Source organism: Streptomyces sp. CC53 (assembly GCF_001865245.1).
Classification (GTDB): domain Bacteria; phylum Actinomycetota; class Actinomycetes; order Streptomycetales; family Streptomycetaceae; genus Streptomyces.
Map to the genome: position 1 here is coordinate 56,149 of NZ_MKXB01000170.1, position 16,155 is coordinate 72,303.

Genomic DNA, 16,155 nt, shown 5'->3' on the forward strand with positions numbered 1-16,155 from the left:
GCCGCATGAGCGCTGCAACTCCTCCGACCTCCCCGACCGAGCGCAGGGTCTCCGCCCGCATCGGCGCGATCTCCGAGTCGGCCACCCTGGCCGTGGACGCCAAGGCCAAGGCCCTCAAAGCGGCCGGACGCCCCGTGATCGGCTTCGGCGCGGGCGAGCCCGACTTCCCGACCCCCGACTACATCGTCGAGGCCGCGGTCGAGGCCTGCCGCAACCCGAAGTACCACCGCTACACCCCGGCAGGCGGCCTGCCCGAGCTGAAGGCCGCGATCGCCGCCAAGACGCTGCGCGACTCCGGCTACGAGGTGGACCCGTCCCAGATCCTCGTGACGAACGGCGGCAAGCAGGCGATCTACGAGGCGTTCGCCGCCATCCTCGACCCGGGTGACGAGGTCATCGTCCCGGCGCCGTACTGGACCACGTACCCGGAGTCGATCCGGCTCGCCGGCGGCGTGCCCGTGGAGGTCGTCGCCGACGAGACCACCGGCTACCGCGTGTCCGTGGAGCAGCTGGAGGCGGCGCGCACCGAGCGCACCAAGGTCGTCCTCTTCGTCTCCCCGTCGAACCCGACCGGCGCCGTCTACTCCCGCGAGGACGCCGAGGCCGTCGGCCGCTGGGCCGCGGAGCACGGGCTGTGGGTGCTGACGGACGAGATCTACGAGCACCTCGTGTACGGCGACGCCGTCTTCACCTCGCTCCCGGCGCTGGTACCGGAGCTGCGGGACAAGTGCATCGTGGTGAACGGCGTGGCGAAGACGTACGCGATGACGGGCTGGCGCGTGGGATGGATCGTCGGTCCGAAGGACGTCGTGAAGGCGGCGACGAACCTCCAGTCGCACGCCACCTCGAACGTCTCCAACGTGGCGCAGGTCGCCGCGCTGGCCGCGGTCTCCGGCGACCTGGACGCGGTGGCGGCGATGCGCGAGGCGTTCGACCGGCGCCGCCAGACCATCGTGCGGATGCTGAACGAGATCGACGGCGTGGTCTGCCCGACGCCGGAGGGCGCCTTCTACGCGTACCCGTCGGTGAAGGGGCTGCTGGGCAAGGAGATCCGCGGCAGGCGCCCGCAGACCTCCGTGGAGCTGGCGGCGCTGATCCTGGACGAGGTCGAGGTCGCGGTGGTGCCGGGTGAGGCGTTCGGCACGCCGGGCTACCTGCGGCTGTCGTACGCGCTGGGCGACGAGGACCTGGTGGAGGGCGTGAGCCGGATGCAGAAGCTGCTGGCGGAGGCCCGCGACTGACGCGGTCCGCCTGCGCGCCTCCTCGTGGCGGGCCCCGGTCCGGGAACGCTTCCGGACCGGGGCCCGCTTCTTCGTTCCCCGACGCACCCGATCGGAGAAAGGGGCTGCCGCGAGGCGCGGATGTGCGGCAGGATCCCTGGATGGAGCACGTCGTCCGCGATCTGAAACTGCTGCCCAAGGCGCATCTGCACCTGCACTTCACCGGGTCGATGCGGCCCTCCACCCTCCTGGAGCTCGCCGACAAGTACGGAGTGCACCTTCCGGAGGCGCTGACCGGCGGGGAGCCGCCGAAGCTGCGCGCGACCGACGAGCGGGGCTGGTTCCGGTTCCAGCGCCTGTACGACATCGCCCGGTCGTGCCTGCGGGAACCGGAGGACATCCGGCGGCTGGTGCGGGAGGCGGCCGAGGAAGACGTCCGGGACGGTTCCGGTTGGCTGGAGATCCAGGTGGACCCGACCTCGTACGCGCCGAGGCTCGGCGGTCTGATCCCCGCGCTGGAGGTCATCCTGGACGCGGTGCGGGCCGCGGAGCGGGATACCGGTCTGGCGATCAGGGTGCTGGTCGCCGCGAACCGCATGAAGCACCCGCTGGACGCGCGGACGCTGGCGCGGCTCGCGGTGCGCTACCGGGACCAGGGCGTGGTGGGCTTCGGGCTGTCGAACGACGAGCGGCGCGGGATGGCCCGGGACTTCGACCGGGCGTTCGCGATCGCGCGGGACGGCGGCCTGCTGGCGGCCCCGCACGGCGGCGAGCTGACCGGGCCGGCGTCCGTGCGGGACTGCCTGGACGACCTGCGGGCCTCGCGCATCGGCCACGGTGTGCGGGCGGTGGAGGACCCGCGGCTGCTGCGGCGGCTCGCGGACAGGGGCGTGACCTGCGAGGTGTGCCCGGCGTCGAACGTGGCGCTCGGGGTGTACGAGAAGCCGGAGCACGTCCCGCTGCGGACGCTGTTCGACGCGGGGGTGCCGATGGCCCTGGGCGCGGACGACCCGCTGCTGTTCGGGGCGCGGCTCGCGGACCAGTACGAGATCGCGCGGCACCACCACGGCTTCACGGACGCCGAGCTCGCGGAGCTGGCCCGGCAGTCGGGACGGGGTTCGGTGGCGCCGGAGGACGTGCGGCGGAAGCTGCTGGCGGCGATCGACGACTGGCTGGCCGCGGACCCGGCGCCCCCCGGCGCCGCGGGCTCCGGACTCGGCCGGCCGGGGGTGTGAGCAGCGCTCCTGCCGGGCGGGGCGCAGGGGCCTGCCGCCGTGCCCCGGCGGGTGCCGGGCCGGGCAGCACCGCCCACGCGGCCGCGTGGCCTCCCGACGGCGTCACACCCGGGTGACGCGCGCCTGAGCCCCCGCGGGACGCGGGCACGCCCGGCGCGTACCGGCCTCAGGTGGGTGCGGACGTGAGACCTGGAGTGTGGGGTCAGAGGCTGACGCCGACGGTCACCGGCTCGTTGACCAGGGTGACGCCGAAGGCGTCCCGCACGCCCGCCACGACCTCGCGGGCGAGGGCGAGCAGGTCCTCGGTGGTGGCCTCGCCGCGGTTCGTGAGCGCGAGGGTGTGCTTGGTGGAGATCCGGGCGGGCCCGGTGCCGTACCCCTTGGTGAACCCGGCCTTGTCGATGAGCCAGGCAGCGGAGGTCTTGGTCCGCCCCTCCCCCGCCGGGTACGCGGGCGGCGTCACGTCGGTGCCGAGGCGCTCGTGGACGCGGCCGAGGAACTCCTCGTACGCCTCGTCCGTGAGGATCGGGTTGGTGAAGAACGACCCGGCGGACCAGGTGTCGTGGTCGTCCGGGTCCAGGACCATGCCCTTGCCGGCGCGCAGGGCGAGGACGGTCTCGCGGGCGTCGGCGAGCGGCACGCGGTCGCCGACCCCGACGCCGAGGGCGCGCGCGGTCTCCGCGTACCGGAGCGGGGCGCTCATGCCCTGCGCGTCCTCCAGTCCGAAGCGGACCCGCAGGACGACGAACCGGTCGGCGTCGCCCTTGAAGCGGCTGTGCCGGTAGGAGAAGCCGCACGCCTCACCGGGGAGGGTGACGATCTCCCCGGCGCGCCGGTCGTACGCGACGACCTCGGTGATCGTGGAGGAGACCTCCTGGCCGTACGCCCCGACGTTCTGGATGGGCGTGGCGCCCGCGGAACCGGGGATGCCGGCCAGGCACTCGATGCCGGCGAGCCCGGCCTCCACGGTGCGGGCGACGGCGTCGGACCAGACCTCGCCCGCGGCGAGCTCCAGTCGGGTGCCGTCGAGGCGGAAGCCGCGCGTGGCGATGCGCAGGGCGGTGCCGTCGAAGCCCTTGTCGCCGATGACCAGGTTCGACCCGCCGCCGATCAGCAGCAGCGGGGTACCGGTGGCGTCCGCCTCCCGTACGGCGGCGACGACCTCGTCGTCCGTGGTGGCGGTGAGCAGCCGGTTGGCGGGGCCGCCGAGCCGGAACGTGGTCAGCGGGGCGAGGGGAGCGTCGTGGAGTTCCTGCACGCGCCAAGCCTACGGTGCGGCCCGTCCCGGCGGCCCGGGACGCCTTGCACGGCCTCGCGGGGCGGCGGTCGGTGGGTCCGCTGCGCGGGTGGTCCGGGCTGCGCGGGCTGGTACGGAGGCCGCGGGCTCGACGGGTCCGGCTGATCCGGCGGTCACGGACGGGTCCGGGCCCGGCGGGCACGTCGCAGGCGGCAGGGGCCCGGCCGGTCCGGCGGTCGCGGACCTGCCCGGCTCGGGCGCTGGGCACGGCTGTGCGTGCCGCGGGGCACGGGGGCTCGTGCCTCCGTGGCTCGGGCACACGGCGCGTCTTCGGCACTGATGCGTGGCCCGAACCCCGGTGAGGCTCTGGCGGCCGGTGAGACCGGCACCGGTCCTGGACACGTGGGCATGGCCGGCCGGAGCAGGCCGTAGCCACGTCAAGGGCTCCCGGGGTCAGCCGGCGGGCCCGGCAGGTCGCGGGCTGCGGCAGGCGGACCGGTAGGACCAGTGACCGGGCACCGCGGCGGGGGCGTACGGGCCGCCGCCCCACCCGTGACCGTGCACCGCCGCGGCCCGCCGGTCGCGGAAATCCACCGGCTCGGCCGGTCGGCCGGAGCAGCATCCGGGACGCGGCCGGCTACCGGCACGAACCGTCCGGCGGGCGCACCACCACGGCCCGCCGGCGCCACGCGCCCGCCCCCCGCAGCGGTGCCCCGCCGACCGGTCGCGGGTCAGACGAGCTGGACCACCGCGCGGGACATGCCGAGCACCTTCTGGCCGCCGCTCATGGCGGTCAGGTCGACCCGTACCCGCCGGTCGTCGAGCTTGGCCGCGACCTTGGCGCTGACCTCGATGAGCGCGCCCTCGTCGTCGTTCGGCACGACGACCGGCTTGGTGAAGCGCACCCCGTACTCGACGACGGCGCCCGGGTCCCCCGCCCAGTCGGTGACGACCCGGACCGCCTCGGCCATCGTGAACATGCCGTGCGCGATGACGTCCGGCAGGCCGACCTCGCGGGCGAACTTCTCGTTCCAGTGAATCGGGTTGAAGTCGCCGGAGGCGCCCGCGTACCGCACCAGGGTGGCGCGGGTCACGGGGAAGGTCTGCGCCGGCAGTTCGGTGCCGACCTCGACGTCGTCGTATGCGATCTTCGCGGTCATGGTGTGTCTCACGCCTCCTCTGCCGCGCGTGCGACGAGCTTGGTCCACGCGGTCACGACGTGCTCACCCGTCTCGTCGTGCACCTCGCCGCGGACGTCGAGGATGTCGTTGCCCGCGAGGGACTTGATCGCCTCGATCGTCGAGGTCACGGTGAGCCGGTCACCGGCCCGCACGGGGCGGCTGTAGGCGAACTTCTGGTCGCCGTGCACGACCCGGCTGTAGTCGAGGCCGAGCTGGGGGTCGGCGATGACGTTGGCGGCGGCCTTGAACGTGATGACGAACACGAAGGTCGGCGGGGCGATCACATCGGCGTACCCGAGCGCTTTGGCCGCCTCCGTGTCGGTGAATGCCGGATTCGGGTCGCCGACGGCCTCGGCGAACTCGCGGATCTTCTCCCGCCCCACCTCGTACGGAGGGGTGGGCGGATAGGTCCGCCCCACGAAGGACTGGTCGAGCGCCATGTAAGCGGTACCTCCTGCGGTCGTACTCAGTGATCAGGCAATCAGACGGCCGACCGCCCCGGTGACCCGGGGCCGGTGATCCGACCCGGCATCCCGGATCCGTGGTTCTCCGGGCGGGGACCGGGTCTCCCCGACCCGGCTCCCGGGGCCCGGATCTCCTGCGGCCATGATCCCGAACAGGTCGTCCCGCGGCCACGCTCCGGGCTGTGAGGGCGGAGAACCGGTGATCCGGGGTCTGGGTTCCGGCGCAGGGTTCGGGCCCGGTGATCCTGCGGCCAAACGACACGAGGCCGTCCCCGATGGGGACGGCCTCGTGTACGAGCCTGGTTCAGCGCGTTTCGCGGTGCGCAGTGTGCGCGTTGCAGCGCGGGCAGTGCTTCTTCATCTCAAGACGGTCCGGGTTGTTGCGCCGGTTCTTCTTGGTGATGTAGTTCCGCTCCTTGCACTCCACGCAGGCCAGCGTGATCTTCGGGCGGACGTCGGTGGCAGCCACGTGAGTGCTCCTTGACGGACGGATGGACGGATTAACGCAGAAAAGAGTAGCCGATCGAAGGACCGACCCCACAATCGGCTACTAGGAGTAGCGGTGACCGGACTTGAACCGGTGACACAGCGATTATGAGCCGCTTGCTCTACCGACTGAGCTACACCGCTTTGATGTACGGATCACCTCACCCGAAGGTGAGGATCACCTCACACCAGAGCCCCAATACGGAATCGAACCGTAGACCTTCTCCTTACCATGGAGACGCTCTGCCGACTGAGCTATTGGGGCGAGCGATGAAGACATTACACGGTCCGCGGCCGTTCACCCAAATCCGATTCGCGGCCCACCGCAGGACCCTCCGGGCAGCCGGTCGCCGAGCCCCCGGGAGGCCGACCGGACACCGTCCGGACCCTGCTGTGGAGCGGCCCGGAACCAGTGTCCCGCCTCTCCGCCGCCCACCGGAAGCGGCTGGCCACCGCGCACCGGCGCAGGCCGACAGCGGGGTGGGATCGTCCAGCCCGGGCAGAACGGCGGGGCAGGTTCGACCGCGCCTCCCGGCGCGACACCGACCGCGCCCGCCCGGGCCGCCGGGCCGTCCACCCGCTGGGCCCCCCGCAGGAAAGCACGACGGGCTCACGCCGCCTTCCCCCGCACCGCCCGCACCCCGCGCGGCCCCGTTCGCGCCCGCGCGCCGGCCGCTGTCCGCTCCCCCGCTCGAGCCCCGCACCGGTCACGGAAGCGCCTCGTACGCCACCCGTGCCCCACGCCGGTACGACTATTGCGCTCCTCCTCGAAGCCCGGACGGACGACGCCTAGGCTCGCCTCACGCTGCGCGATCTTGCCCCGTCCCAGGCCCCGCTCCCATCCCCTTCCCCGTGAGGAGCCCGATGTCCTCCGACAGCCAGCAGCCGCGGCCGCCCGAGGGCGCCACCACCGGCACGACCGCGCTGCTGCTGTGCGGCGCCCGGCTCACCGACGGCCGCACCGTCGACGTACGGGTCAGCAGCGGCCGCATCGAGGCCGTCGGCACACCCGGCAGCCTCGGCTCGCACGGAGCCCGCGTGGACCTCGCCGGATACCTCCTGCTGCCCGCCCCCGCGGAACCGCACGCGCACGCCGACACGGCGCTCAGCGCGGCGGCGCCGGGACCCGTCTCGTACGCGGCCGACGACGTCCAGCGGCGCGCCACCGAGGCGGCCCTGCTGCAGCTCGGCCACGGGGCTACGGCGCTGCGCGCGCACGTGCGGATCGGGGACGTCCAGGAACTCGCGCCTCTGGAGGCGGTGCTGCAGGCCCGGCGGGCGCTGCGCGGGCTGGCGGACCTGGCAGCCGTGGCGGTGCCGAGGCTGCTGACAGGTGTGGCGGGGGCCGACGGGCTCGCGATGCTGCGGGACGCGGTGAAGATGGGCGCGGCCGTCGTGGGCGGCTGCCCGGACCTGGATCCTGATCCGGCCGGCTACGTGGAGGCCCTGCTGGAGGTGGCGGCGGAGCACGGCTGCCCGGTCGACCTGCACACGGACGGGGACGACCCGGCGCGGCTGTCCCGGCTGGCGGCCGTGGCGGGCGGGCTGCGCCCGGGTGTGGCGATCGGTCCGTGCGGCGCGCTGGGCCGGCTCCCGGCGGACGCGCAAGGCCGGGTGGCGGACCAGTTGGCGGCCGCGGGCGTCACGGTGATGTGCCTGCCCCAGGGCGGCTGCGGGGGCACGGAGCTGCGGGCGGTGGCGCCGGTCCGGCTGCTGCGGGCGGCGGGGGTGCCGCTGGCGGCGGGCGGGGGTGCGCTGCGCGACCTGGCGAACCCGGTGGGGCGCGGTGATCCGCTGGAGGCGGCGTACCTGCTGGCCTCCCAGAGCGGGCTGCGCCCGGCGGAGGCGTACGGGGCGGTGAGCGGGGCCGCGCGGGAGGCGATGGGCCTGCCGCCGGTGCGGGTGGAGGCAGGGTTCCCCGCGGAACTCCTGGCGGTCCGGGGCGACCAGCTGTCGTCGGTGCTGTCCCTGGCGTACAGCAGGATCGTGATCCACCGCGGGCGGGTGGTGGCCAGGACGAGCGCGGTGCGCGAGTACTGCGACTCGGCGGCGGCTCTGGAACTGCCGCGCCAGGCCCGGCAGGACACCCGTCCGTGAGCGCGCGGCGCCTTTTGACCGTACGGTCGTGAGCATGCGTATCGTCATCGCTGGAGGACACGGTCAGATCGCGCTTCGCCTGGAGCGGCTGCTGGCGGCGGCCGGCCACGAGGCCGCGGGCCTCATCCGCGCGCCCGGCCAGGCGGACGACCTGCGGGCGGCAGGTGCCGAACCGGTCGTCATGGACCTGGAGTCGGCCTCGGTGGAGATGGTGGCGGCGGTGCTTCAAGGCGCCGACGCGGCGGTCTTCGCGGCGGGCGCCGGACCTGGCAGCGGGGCCGCCCGGAAGGTCACCGTGGACCGGGACGCGGCGGTCCTGCTGGCCGACGCGGCGGAACGCGCGGGTGTGCGCCGCTTCGTCGTCGTCTCCGCGATGCGCGCCGCCCCCGACCATCCCGGCGACGAGGTCTTCGACGCGTATCTGCGGGCGAAGGGTGAGGCGGACGCGTACGTCCGCGCCAAGTCCTCCCTGGACTGGACGATCCTGCGCCCGGGGATGCTGACGAACGACGCGGGCACGGGCCTGGTGCGCCTGGAGGCGTCCACCGGGCGGGGCCCGGTGCCGCGCGACGACGTCGCCGCCGTGCTGGCCGAACTCCTCGAGACCCCGGCCACCGCCGGCCTCACCCTGGAACTCACCACCGGCTCGGTCCCGGCGGCGGTGGCCGTCAGGGCGGTCGCGGGCAACTGAGCACGCCTCAGCTTCCCGCTGCTACGCCGGTGCGTGGTGGCCTCCGGTCGACCACCCGCGGGAAAGCGCGTCATGACAGGTCGTCAGGCCGGCCCGGGGCAGCGGCCGTGAGCCCGGGCCGCAACCGCGGTACCGTTCCCGGAACACGCAGGTCGAAGCCCGGGGCCACCTCGCCGCGGCAACAGACCGCCGGGGGGCCGGGGCGTCGGAGGGAACCGACGGGTTGCGCCGCAGCGCGAGGCGCGCCCCTGCGAGGCCCGTGGTGGCAGTGCGGGAGCCCCCGACGAGGCCCTACGGCGCCCGGGGATCGCTCCTGGTGGCACCAGAGGTGCGTGGAGCGCCCCGCGTGTCACGGCGCCGGTGCGCCCCAGCTCCGGCGGAGTCGGGGACGGCCCCTGCTCGGCTGGGGTGGCGAGGACGGGCGGGTCTCCGGCGCCGCACGTGCGCGCTGCCCCGTCACGTCCGGCCCGCCGTCCGCGCCCGAGGGGATCGGATGTGTTCGCTGGGCTTCGCGCGGCCGTGTACGAGGCGCATCGGTGCGGAGAAGCGCAGCGCCCTGCCACGCCGGAGCGACCACCCGGCCTTCCCCGGGGGCCCGGCCCGCGCTGCGCCGGCCGGAAGCCCGCAGCGGCCGTCGACAGTCGGCCGCCGCAGCCGGCGCGGCGCGACGGTGACGCTCGATCGAGAATGCGCGCGTACCCGACCACGCCTACGCCCCTACGCCCGTCCACGCCCAGTCCACACAGGCTGGTGGCGGGCGGTGTCGAGCGGGACGGGGTGGGACAGCCAGGGCTTCGTCCTGCTGTCACAGCAGAACGGCCCCTGATCGCTTTTCCGCAGATCAGGGGCCGTTCCATCCTGTGGCGGCGCCAGGATTCGAACCTGGGTAGGCTAAGCCGACGGATTTACAGTCCGCTCCCATTGGCCACTCGGGCACACCGCCTGGGATATCGCTGGGAAGACCGGCCTCGCGGCGGCGCTCCCTGGCAACGACGTAAACAATACCTGATCCCGGGGGGTGCTCCGCCACCGAATTCGATCAGCCACGGGGTGGTCGCGGGTGGCTAGGCTGTGGGGTTGCGGCCGGCGGGGGCCGGACGCACCTCTACGCACCCGATACAAGGAGCCACAGGACATGGCCGACTCCAGTTTCGACATCGTCTCGAAGGTCGAGCGGCAGGAGGTCGACAACGCCCTCAACCAGGCGGCGAAGGAGATCTCCCAGCGCTACGACTTCAAGGGCGTCGGGGCGTCGATCGCATGGTCCGGCGAGAAGATCCTGATGCAGGCGAACTCCGAGGACCGGGTCAACGCGATCCTCGACGTCTTCCAGTCCAAGCTGATCAAGCGCGGCATCTCGCTGAAGGCGCTGGACGCCGGTGAGCCGCAGCTCTCCGGCAAGGAGTACAAGATCTTCGCCTCCATCCAGGAGGGCATCTCCCAGGAGAACGCCAAGAAGGTCGCAAAGATCATCCGCGACGAGGGCCCCAAGGGCGTGAAGGCGCAGGTGCAGGGCGACGAGCTGCGGGTCAGCTCCAAGAGCCGCGACGACCTGCAGGCCGTCATCTCGCTACTCAAGGGCAAGGACTTCGACTTCGCGCTGCAGTTCGTGAACTACCGGTAATGAACGGGTCTGACCTGCACGGACGGAGCTAGGCAGACTTCGCAGGGCACAACGGGGGCACATCGCCGAGAACGGCCTCGACCGCCGCCCTCGTTGTGTCCTCCTCGTCCGGCCACAGATGCGTGTACGTGTCCAGCGTGATCGACGGCTTGGTGTGCCCGAGGCGCTTCTGCACCGTCTTGACGTTCTCGCCGTGCTTGATCAGGAGCGAGGCGTAGAAGTGCCGTAGGTCGTGCAGGCTGGCGCCGTCGGGAATGGTGACGCGGGCCGGTTCGCGGCCCCAGCCCGTCGTCACCGGGGCTTTCTTGTGGGCCGACCCTAGACCCACCTGCAAAAGCCTGTAAAGGGCTGCATGAGCCTGTCAGGGGATGTCAGGGCGCGATCGGCCGGATACCTTCGGCTCATGGAGTACGGGCCGGATGACCAGGTGGAGCGCGACGCGCCAGAGGCGCCGTTTCAGCAGCTCGCGGGGATCTTGCGCGCACGCGTGAAGCGAGGCGACTGGAAACCCAACCGCGCCATGCCCAGCGAGAACGCCCTCGCTGACGAGTACGGCCTATCCCGCCCGACCGTCCGTCGGGCGATTGCCGTGCTCGCCGAGGAAGGTCTCGTATACGCGGTGTCGGGGCGCGGTACGTACGTGACCGAGCAGAAGCCCGAGCAGGCACCGGAGGAACCCACCCCGAGCGCGTAAGGAAGCCCCGTCCGTCCGCCACGGGGGAACGACGGACGGACGGGGCGGTATGGAGGCTGTCAGCCCGCGGTTACGCCCAGGTGAGGCGTTGCCCGTCGGGGCCGACGTGCAGCCGCATACGGTCGGCAGGCGGGCGCCCGTCCGCCTGCCACTGCGTGACACGCTCGGCGATCTCGTCCCACAGACGTGCCGTGCCGCCCTGCCGGACCATCCACCGGCCGCCGTCTTGGAAGACGACCGCCCACGCCTCGGCGTCCACGTCGATCACGACGTGTTCGGTCCGGCCGTCGCGTTCCAGCGTGAGCCGCTGCGCGCGCGGCGCGGCGAACTGCGCGACGAACCGGGCGGTCCAGTCGTCGAGCACATCCGCGCCCAGCTCCACGGGCACCGCGTCGCCCTCGCTGAGGTTCGGCAGTATGCCCAGCGGGGGCGGAAGATGGGGACGGGCCAGCATGAACGAGACCTGTCCGCCGAGAACCGGGCCGCTGGCCGTGCCGTCGTCAGCGACCATGAGCCGTACGAGTTCGGATGCGTGCATCCATCCTCCGACCGTGACCAGGACCTCACCGCCGGGCCGTGTCTGCGCGAGCCAGTCGGCCGGCACGGTGTGCACGCCGCACGTGGCGATCACGCGGTCATACGGTCTGCCCTCCTTGTAGCCCGCCAGTCCGTCACCGACCACGCGGGCAGGCCAGTACCCGGCGCCCGCGAGCGCGATCCCAGCACGGGCGGACACCTCCGCGTCGACCTCGACCGTGGTCACGTTGTCCTCGCCGACGACATGGCACAGCAGCGCCGTTGAGTAGCCCGTGCCCGTGCCGATCTCCAGAACGCGCGTCCCCTCGGTCGCCCGCAGGTCTTCGAGCATCCGCACGACCAGACTCGGCAGGGTGGACGACGACGAGGGGGCCGCCGCGATGCGCCCCTCGACCTGGTCGGGGAAGACGCCCCCGGCCACCTGCGTCACGAGGGTGTCGTCTTCGTAGATCCGCGCGAGTCCTTCCGCGGAGTCTCCGGCCGCGGGCCGGTACCAGCCCCTGCCTTCGTACTCGAACCAGCCGCGCGCGAGGAACGCCTCGCGGGGCACCGCCATGACGGCCGCCTCCCATTCCGGGCTGCGCAGGGCGCCAGCCTTGGACAGGCGCCGCGCGAGGTCGGCCCGTAGGTGTTCCGACGGCAGGGGTTCACTCATGCTGACTCGCTCCGTTCTCCAACAGGTCCGCGATTGCGGTTGTGATCGGCAGTCCGGCCGCGTCTTCGAGCCACGCCCATTGACCGTTGGGGTTGCACTCCAGAAACCACCATGCGCCGTCCGCGGTCACGGCGAAGTCGAAGGCGCCGAAGTTCAGCCCGAATGCAGCGAGGAACCGCACCAGTGCCCCCCGTATCCCGTCCGGGCAGGCGACCGGCTCATAGGTGAGGCTCTGGTACTCGGCTCTCCAGTCCACGACCCCGGGCGGCGCGGTGATCCGGGCGCTGAACACCTGCTCGCCGACGACGACCGCGCGCACGTCCGCAACCTTGGGCACCTGTGCTTGGAACAGGTGCGCACTGTGGCTCACCGCGCCGCAGACCTCGCCCGCCTCGACCGGGGCGGCCCAGATTCCGGCGGGCTCGCCCTCGACCTCGTACGCCCCCGCGTGCAACGGCTTGTAGATGGTGGGCTGTGCGGCGCAGAACGCCTTGGCCTCCATCGGATCGCTTGTGATCAGCGTGGGCGGGACCGAGAGCCCTACCCGGGTCGCCGCGTCAAGCTGCGCGGGCTTGTACTCCGCCCGCGCGATGGCCTGCGGGTGGCTCAGGTACAGGCACCCCGGCAGCGCGCCCAGCACGCCGCCCAGGCCGCGCCGGTTCTCATGCGCGGCGAACCGGGCCGCCTGCTCGCCGCTCCCCGTCGGGTAGGGACTCGGCCGACGGTGGTAGAGGGCGCGTACGGCGGACAGGTCGGCCGTACGCTCCCCGACCGACAGCCGCCCGCCCCATCCGCCCGCCCCGATGCGCGCGGCGAGCACCACGGGCGCCGGGAAGTCGCGCCCCGGGTCAAACCGGAGGACGGGCACCCGGCGCCGGTTCAACTCCGCGATGACCAGATCAGCGGTTGCGTCCTCGAACTCCGTGCAGACCAGCACCGGGCGTCCGTCCATGGCGCTACCCCCTAGTCCTGCGTCGCGTCGTGACCGGAGTCGGCGTCGACCTTGCCGTCCTTCCCGACCTGCGTGGGCGGGTAGGTGTTCACGCTCGTACCGTGCTTGCCGAGTTCAGCCGGCGTCATCGCTCCGTCCTCCCCGACCCATCGGCCGGTCTGCGTGGCCGGGTCGATGCCCGCGTACCGCCACGGCGAGGGAGAACCGTTGCGCAGCGGAGCCATACGACGCAGCCCCCACGGGGCCGGTGCGGTGGTCTCCGTACCTGCGGGGCTCGTTTGCAAGTCTCCTCCTTGATCGCTTCGTACGGTGGCTGTGGTGCAGGACCCGCCCCGGTCGGCGCTCGACCTGTCCAAGGGCTGCGGGCGGATGATCCGACCGGGGCGGGGTGGTACCCGCTCCCCTACCGGGGGTGTGTGGGAGAACCTGTGAACTGGTCGTCCCCGGCAGGGGGCGGAGTCTTCAACGGCGGGGCAGTCGGTGACGGCCCCCAGTCGCACCCGTGGATAAGGGCCGCGGCGGGGGCGCGTGTGCGGGCACGGTGAGCGTGGCGGACTGTGCGGCGCGGTCCGCGGTTCGGTCCCGGTCGTGCGACTGAACACGCACTATGTGGCCAAGCTCCGCGATGCATGGGCCGCAGGCGTATAAGTCACCTGTGGCGCCCGGCGTCGTCACCGAGCCGACCCACAGGACGCGCACGCCCTCGCGTCGGCAGTACAGCCAACAGGCCCAGGTCACCCACTGGTTCCCGTCGTCCGTCTGCGCGACGAGCGGCCAGGCGTCACGCCACGGGCGCGCAACAGCCGGGGCGAAGGTCACGCCGTGCCCCCGTTCGCCCGCACGAGGCCGGCGAGTTCTGCCGGAGGTCGCATCACGGCGTAGTCGCCGAAGCTTCGGCGATAGCGACGGTGTCCGGTCTCCTGCGTGTGCCTGCGCTGCCACTCCTCGACGGGTCCCGGGCCGCTCTGCGTGCCGGACTCCACCCCGCACTCGGTTTCGTCCCCGGACACACACCGGGCCCCGTACTCCGGTTCTGCCGTCTGGTCCTGCTCGATGGTGAACGGGACGTAGCGGAACATGCGACGAGTCACCGCGCAACCCTTCGCTCGCTGTGCGCCGAGTCCTTGACGTGCAGGAAGCCGCCGGCCTTCTCGATCTCGCGCGCCACCTCGTCGTACTCCTGCGGCACGGACGAGATCATCGAGCGCCACGCCGTGAGCACTGCCCCGGCCTCGCCGCTCTTGATGTGCTCGACGGCCCGTCCCAGCCCGTCACGCCCATGCGGCGAGAGCAGCCCCGCGCGTTCCTCGATCACGCCCGTGATCTCCCACCCGAACGCCTCGGCGTACTCGGTGCACTCCTGGCGGGGTGCCGTGATGTCCGTGTTGGGGGCACCGCACAGGTAGATCACGCAGCGGAACCGCTCGACTTTCGCCGCCTCGGCCGGCACGTCGGCCTCACCCGGCCTGACGCCCGCTGCCGCGTCCGCGAGCGCCTGTCGCCGTCTCAGGTCGCCTTCGGTTCGGCGGACCCTCGCCCGCCCCTGCCTCTGTCCGCTCTCGACGCTGACCATGCATCAATCGTGCCCATTCGATCACCCAGGGTGAAGCGATGAGGCGTACGACCGGGCGTGGTCGGCGGGCCCGCGCTCCTACGCTCCGTAGGACTCACGCGATCAAGGGCATGCCGATGAGTTCGCTGATGTTCCGCACGCGCGCCGTGGACACCTTCGCAAGGCGCTTGCCGATGAAGCCCGGCAACGCCTGATGCTTGACCCACTCCGGAGCATCGAGCGCTACCTCGATCAGCGTGTCTCCGGCCTGGTCGTAAAGGCCGGCCGCGCACTGCGCGAGCGCGACATCGAGCTTGTAGCGGTTGCGAGCAATCTTCGACATGGACTTGGGCAGCTTCTTCATGTCGGGGTGACTGGCGAGCTTCAGCGCGCGCCCGTAGTTCTTCAGGGCGACGTGGATTCCAACCGCCTCGGTCTTCGCCGCCGTTGGGCCGAAGCTGGTCCCGTACAGCTTCTCGTCTCGTCCGAGCCTCGCCGCTGCGGCGTGCGCCTGTGAGATGTAGTCGTCGGCCGCGCTCTCGTCCTCCCGCCGCGACGCTGCCACGGCCGCGGAGATCATCAGCCGCCCGTATGCGAGCAACTGCGGGCGTGACCCGTTGCTGAACGACGGCTCGATTGCCAGTGCCGCCCGCTCGGCCACGGCGACGGCGCGCGGCAACTTGGCGCCGCGCAGGTAGATCCACGACAGCGTGGACTCCAGCAGCGCTGTAATCACGGGGTCATCGACTTCCCGCGCGAGGTGCTTCGCCGACGTGAGCGCGCTCAACGCAAGGTCGCGTTGCCCGAACCCGTTCGAGCAGGACGCGGCTACGCGGTAGGTGCTCGCCAGGATCGATCCCAACTGCTCGCGCTCGCTTCCCGTAGCGGTCGCGTACCTGACCTGCCCTTCCATGAGGACTTTGGAGGCGTAGCTACTGACCTTTGCCGTGTCGCTCGCCCAGTACGCGTCCCACGCACGGTCGCGGGCCTCTCTCAAGTCCTCGACGGTGCTCGGGTCCTCGATGCCTTCCCACTCGCCGAGGGCACTCTCGTGCACGGCGTCGGACAGTTGGCGCAGGGCGGCGCGGTCGCCCTGGTCCATGCCCCGGCGCGGTGCCTGCTGTCCCAGGATCACGGATACGTCCGTGTTCAGCGCGTGGGCGAACTTGAGCAGCGACCCCACCGACAGCTCGCCGCGGTCCTGCTCGGCTTTCTGCACCAGGGCGAGCGAAACCCCCGCGGCATCCGCGAGTCCCTGCTGCGTCAGATCGGAGCCCCGTAGGTGCTTGATGCGCTGCCCGTTCGTAAGGTCGGCCCAGTTGCTCACGATCACCCCAGTGCGTTTGCTCAGGCTGCTGTACTCCGATGGTAGGTCCCGACACCCGGGCGTTCGGGGCGAACGGAACAGACGCGAGGCAGAGGCACACCCGGCGCCCGGCCTCAGATGAACGTTCCCGCCCCACGCCGCCCCGACACCGAGCGGCCCGCATCACCGGTCAGGGCGAGGGCACAGCGAGGGCACATGGCCCC

17 protein-coding genes and 3 tRNA genes are annotated in these 16,155 nt (G+C 72.3%); 6 read left to right on the forward strand and 14 right to left on the reverse strand.

The window, feature by feature from the left end:
* The first annotated feature begins 5 nt into the window (after window positions 1–5).
* Window positions 6–1,241: a pyridoxal phosphate-dependent aminotransferase gene (locus tag BJP40_RS20965; protein ID WP_071281665.1), complete on the forward strand. Its 1,236-nt coding sequence runs from the start codon at window positions 6–8 to the stop codon at window positions 1,239–1,241.
* 140 nt (window positions 1,242–1,381) lie between these two features.
* Window positions 1,382–2,455, forward strand: a complete 1,074-nt coding sequence (locus BJP40_RS20970) for an adenosine deaminase (RefSeq protein ID WP_071281666.1) — start codon at window positions 1,382–1,384, stop codon at window positions 2,453–2,455.
* 202 nt (window positions 2,456–2,657) lie between these two features.
* Here BJP40_RS20970 and BJP40_RS20975 read toward each other — a convergent pair whose 3' ends face one another.
* The 6 genes from BJP40_RS20975 to BJP40_RS21000 form a co-directional block, all read right to left on the reverse strand.
* On the reverse strand, window positions 2,658–3,713 hold the full coding sequence (locus BJP40_RS20975; RefSeq protein WP_071281667.1) for a UDP-N-acetylmuramate dehydrogenase: 1,056 nt from the start codon (window positions 3,711–3,713) through the stop codon (window positions 2,658–2,660).
* Window positions 3,714–4,423: 710 nt separating this feature from the next.
* Window positions 4,424–4,852, reverse strand: a complete 429-nt coding sequence (locus tag BJP40_RS20980) for a MaoC family dehydratase (RefSeq protein WP_071269022.1) — start codon at window positions 4,850–4,852, stop codon at window positions 4,424–4,426.
* 8 nt (window positions 4,853–4,860) lie between these two features.
* Window positions 4,861–5,313, reverse strand: coding sequence for a MaoC family dehydratase N-terminal domain-containing protein (locus BJP40_RS20985; RefSeq protein WP_071281668.1), 453 nt, complete (start codon window positions 5,311–5,313; stop codon window positions 4,861–4,863).
* Window positions 5,314–5,641: 328 nt separating this feature from the next.
* Window positions 5,642–5,806 carry a 50S ribosomal protein L33 gene (gene rpmG, locus BJP40_RS20990; protein ID WP_003948671.1) on the reverse strand — a complete coding sequence of 55 codons (165 nt, stop codon included), beginning with the start codon at window positions 5,804–5,806 and terminating at the stop codon, window positions 5,642–5,644.
* Between the two features lie 88 nt (window positions 5,807–5,894).
* Window positions 5,895–5,967: transfer RNA gene (locus tag BJP40_RS20995), tRNA-Met, on the reverse strand.
* Between the two features lie 48 nt (window positions 5,968–6,015).
* Window positions 6,016–6,088: transfer RNA gene (locus BJP40_RS21000), tRNA-Thr, on the reverse strand.
* Window positions 6,089–6,687: 599 nt separating this feature from the next.
* Here BJP40_RS21000 and BJP40_RS21005 point away from each other — a divergent pair.
* Together BJP40_RS21005 and BJP40_RS21010 are read left to right on the forward strand one after the other, a co-directional pair.
* On the forward strand, window positions 6,688–7,920 hold the full coding sequence (locus tag BJP40_RS21005; protein ID WP_071281669.1) for an amidohydrolase family protein: 1,233 nt from the start codon (window positions 6,688–6,690) through the stop codon (window positions 7,918–7,920).
* A gap of 34 nt (window positions 7,921–7,954) precedes the next feature.
* Complete coding sequence (locus BJP40_RS21010) at window positions 7,955–8,611, forward strand: NAD(P)H-binding protein (RefSeq protein WP_071281670.1); 657 nt, start codon at window positions 7,955–7,957, stop codon at window positions 8,609–8,611.
* 861 nt (window positions 8,612–9,472) lie between these two features.
* On the opposite strand, the gene BJP40_RS21015 is transcribed toward BJP40_RS21010, so the two are convergent.
* Window positions 9,473–9,554, reverse strand: a tRNA-Tyr gene (locus BJP40_RS21015).
* A gap of 192 nt (window positions 9,555–9,746) precedes the next feature.
* Between BJP40_RS21015 and BJP40_RS21020 the strand changes: the two genes are divergently transcribed.
* On the forward strand, window positions 9,747–10,235 hold the full coding sequence (locus tag BJP40_RS21020; protein WP_071269018.1) for a YajQ family cyclic di-GMP-binding protein: 489 nt from the start codon (window positions 9,747–9,749) through the stop codon (window positions 10,233–10,235).
* 28 nt (window positions 10,236–10,263) lie between these two features.
* Here BJP40_RS21020 and BJP40_RS21025 read toward each other — a convergent pair whose 3' ends face one another.
* The gene (locus BJP40_RS21025; RefSeq protein WP_071281671.1) at window positions 10,264–10,530 is read right to left on the reverse strand and encodes a tyrosine-type recombinase/integrase; all 267 of its coding nucleotides are present in this window, start codon (window positions 10,528–10,530) and stop codon (window positions 10,264–10,266) included.
* 108 nt (window positions 10,531–10,638) lie between these two features.
* Here BJP40_RS21025 and BJP40_RS21030 point away from each other — a divergent pair, with 108 nt between their 5' ends.
* The gene (locus tag BJP40_RS21030; protein ID WP_071269016.1) at window positions 10,639–10,929 is read left to right on the forward strand and encodes a GntR family transcriptional regulator; all 291 of its coding nucleotides are present in this window, start codon (window positions 10,639–10,641) and stop codon (window positions 10,927–10,929) included.
* 70 nt (window positions 10,930–10,999) lie between these two features.
* Here BJP40_RS21030 and tgmC read toward each other — a convergent pair whose 3' ends face one another.
* From tgmC to BJP40_RS21060, 6 genes are all read right to left on the reverse strand, one after another.
* Window positions 11,000–12,121, reverse strand: a complete 1,122-nt coding sequence (gene tgmC, locus BJP40_RS21035) for an ATP-grasp peptide maturase system methyltransferase (protein ID WP_071281672.1) — start codon at window positions 12,119–12,121, stop codon at window positions 11,000–11,002.
* Window positions 12,114–13,073 carry an ATP-grasp ribosomal peptide maturase gene (tgmB, locus tag BJP40_RS21040; protein ID WP_071281673.1) on the reverse strand — a complete coding sequence of 320 codons (960 nt, stop codon included), beginning with the start codon at window positions 13,071–13,073 and terminating at the stop codon, window positions 12,114–12,116. Before tgmB ends, tgmC begins: the two co-directional genes overlap by 8 nt.
* Before the next feature lie 11 nt (window positions 13,074–13,084).
* Window positions 13,085–13,357, reverse strand: coding sequence for a putative ATP-grasp-modified RiPP (tgmA, locus tag BJP40_RS21045; protein ID WP_226962504.1), 273 nt, complete (start codon window positions 13,355–13,357; stop codon window positions 13,085–13,087).
* Window positions 13,358–13,888: 531 nt separating this feature from the next.
* A complete protein-coding gene (locus BJP40_RS21050) occupies window positions 13,889–14,164 on the reverse strand; it encodes a hypothetical protein (RefSeq protein WP_071281674.1) in 276 nt (91 codons plus the stop codon).
* Entirely contained in the window at window positions 14,161–14,646 is a 486-nt protein-coding gene (locus tag BJP40_RS21055; protein WP_071269011.1) for a recombinase family protein, read from the reverse strand. Before BJP40_RS21055 ends, BJP40_RS21050 begins: the two co-directional genes overlap by 4 nt.
* A 94-nt stretch (window positions 14,647–14,740) precedes the next feature.
* Window positions 14,741–15,952: a helix-turn-helix domain-containing protein gene (locus tag BJP40_RS21060; RefSeq protein ID WP_071281709.1), complete on the reverse strand. Its 1,212-nt coding sequence runs from the start codon at window positions 15,950–15,952 to the stop codon at window positions 14,741–14,743.
* Window positions 15,953–16,155: the final 203 nt, after the last annotated feature.

What these genes read in the sequence shown, in the direction of transcription:
- BJP40_RS20965 (WP_071281665.1), top strand. Translation starts at nt 6, where the DNA reads ATGAGCGCTGCAACTCCTCCGACCTCCCCGACCGAGCGCAGGGTCTCC.
- BJP40_RS20970 (WP_071281666.1), top strand. Translation starts at nt 1,382, where the DNA reads ATGGAGCACGTCGTCCGCGATCTGAAACTGCTGCCCAAGGCGCATCTG.
- BJP40_RS20980 (WP_071269022.1), bottom strand. Translation starts at nt 4,852, where the DNA reads ATGACCGCGAAGATCGCATACGACGACGTCGAGGTCGGCACCGAACTG.
- BJP40_RS20985 (WP_071281668.1), bottom strand. Translation starts at nt 5,313, where the DNA reads ATGGCGCTCGACCAGTCCTTCGTGGGGCGGACCTATCCGCCCACCCCT.
- BJP40_RS21005 (WP_071281669.1), top strand. Translation starts at nt 6,688, where the DNA reads ATGTCCTCCGACAGCCAGCAGCCGCGGCCGCCCGAGGGCGCCACCACC.
- BJP40_RS21010 (WP_071281670.1), top strand. Translation starts at nt 7,955, where the DNA reads ATGCGTATCGTCATCGCTGGAGGACACGGTCAGATCGCGCTTCGCCTG.
- BJP40_RS21020 (WP_071269018.1), top strand. Translation starts at nt 9,747, where the DNA reads ATGGCCGACTCCAGTTTCGACATCGTCTCGAAGGTCGAGCGGCAGGAG.
- BJP40_RS21030 (WP_071269016.1), top strand. Translation starts at nt 10,639, where the DNA reads ATGGAGTACGGGCCGGATGACCAGGTGGAGCGCGACGCGCCAGAGGCG.
- tgmC (WP_071281672.1), bottom strand. Translation starts at nt 12,121, where the DNA reads ATGAGTGAACCCCTGCCGTCGGAACACCTACGGGCCGACCTCGCGCGG.
- tgmB (WP_071281673.1), bottom strand. Translation starts at nt 13,073, where the DNA reads ATGGACGGACGCCCGGTGCTGGTCTGCACGGAGTTCGAGGACGCAACC.
- BJP40_RS21055 (WP_071269011.1), bottom strand. Translation starts at nt 14,646, where the DNA reads ATGGTCAGCGTCGAGAGCGGACAGAGGCAGGGGCGGGCGAGGGTCCGC.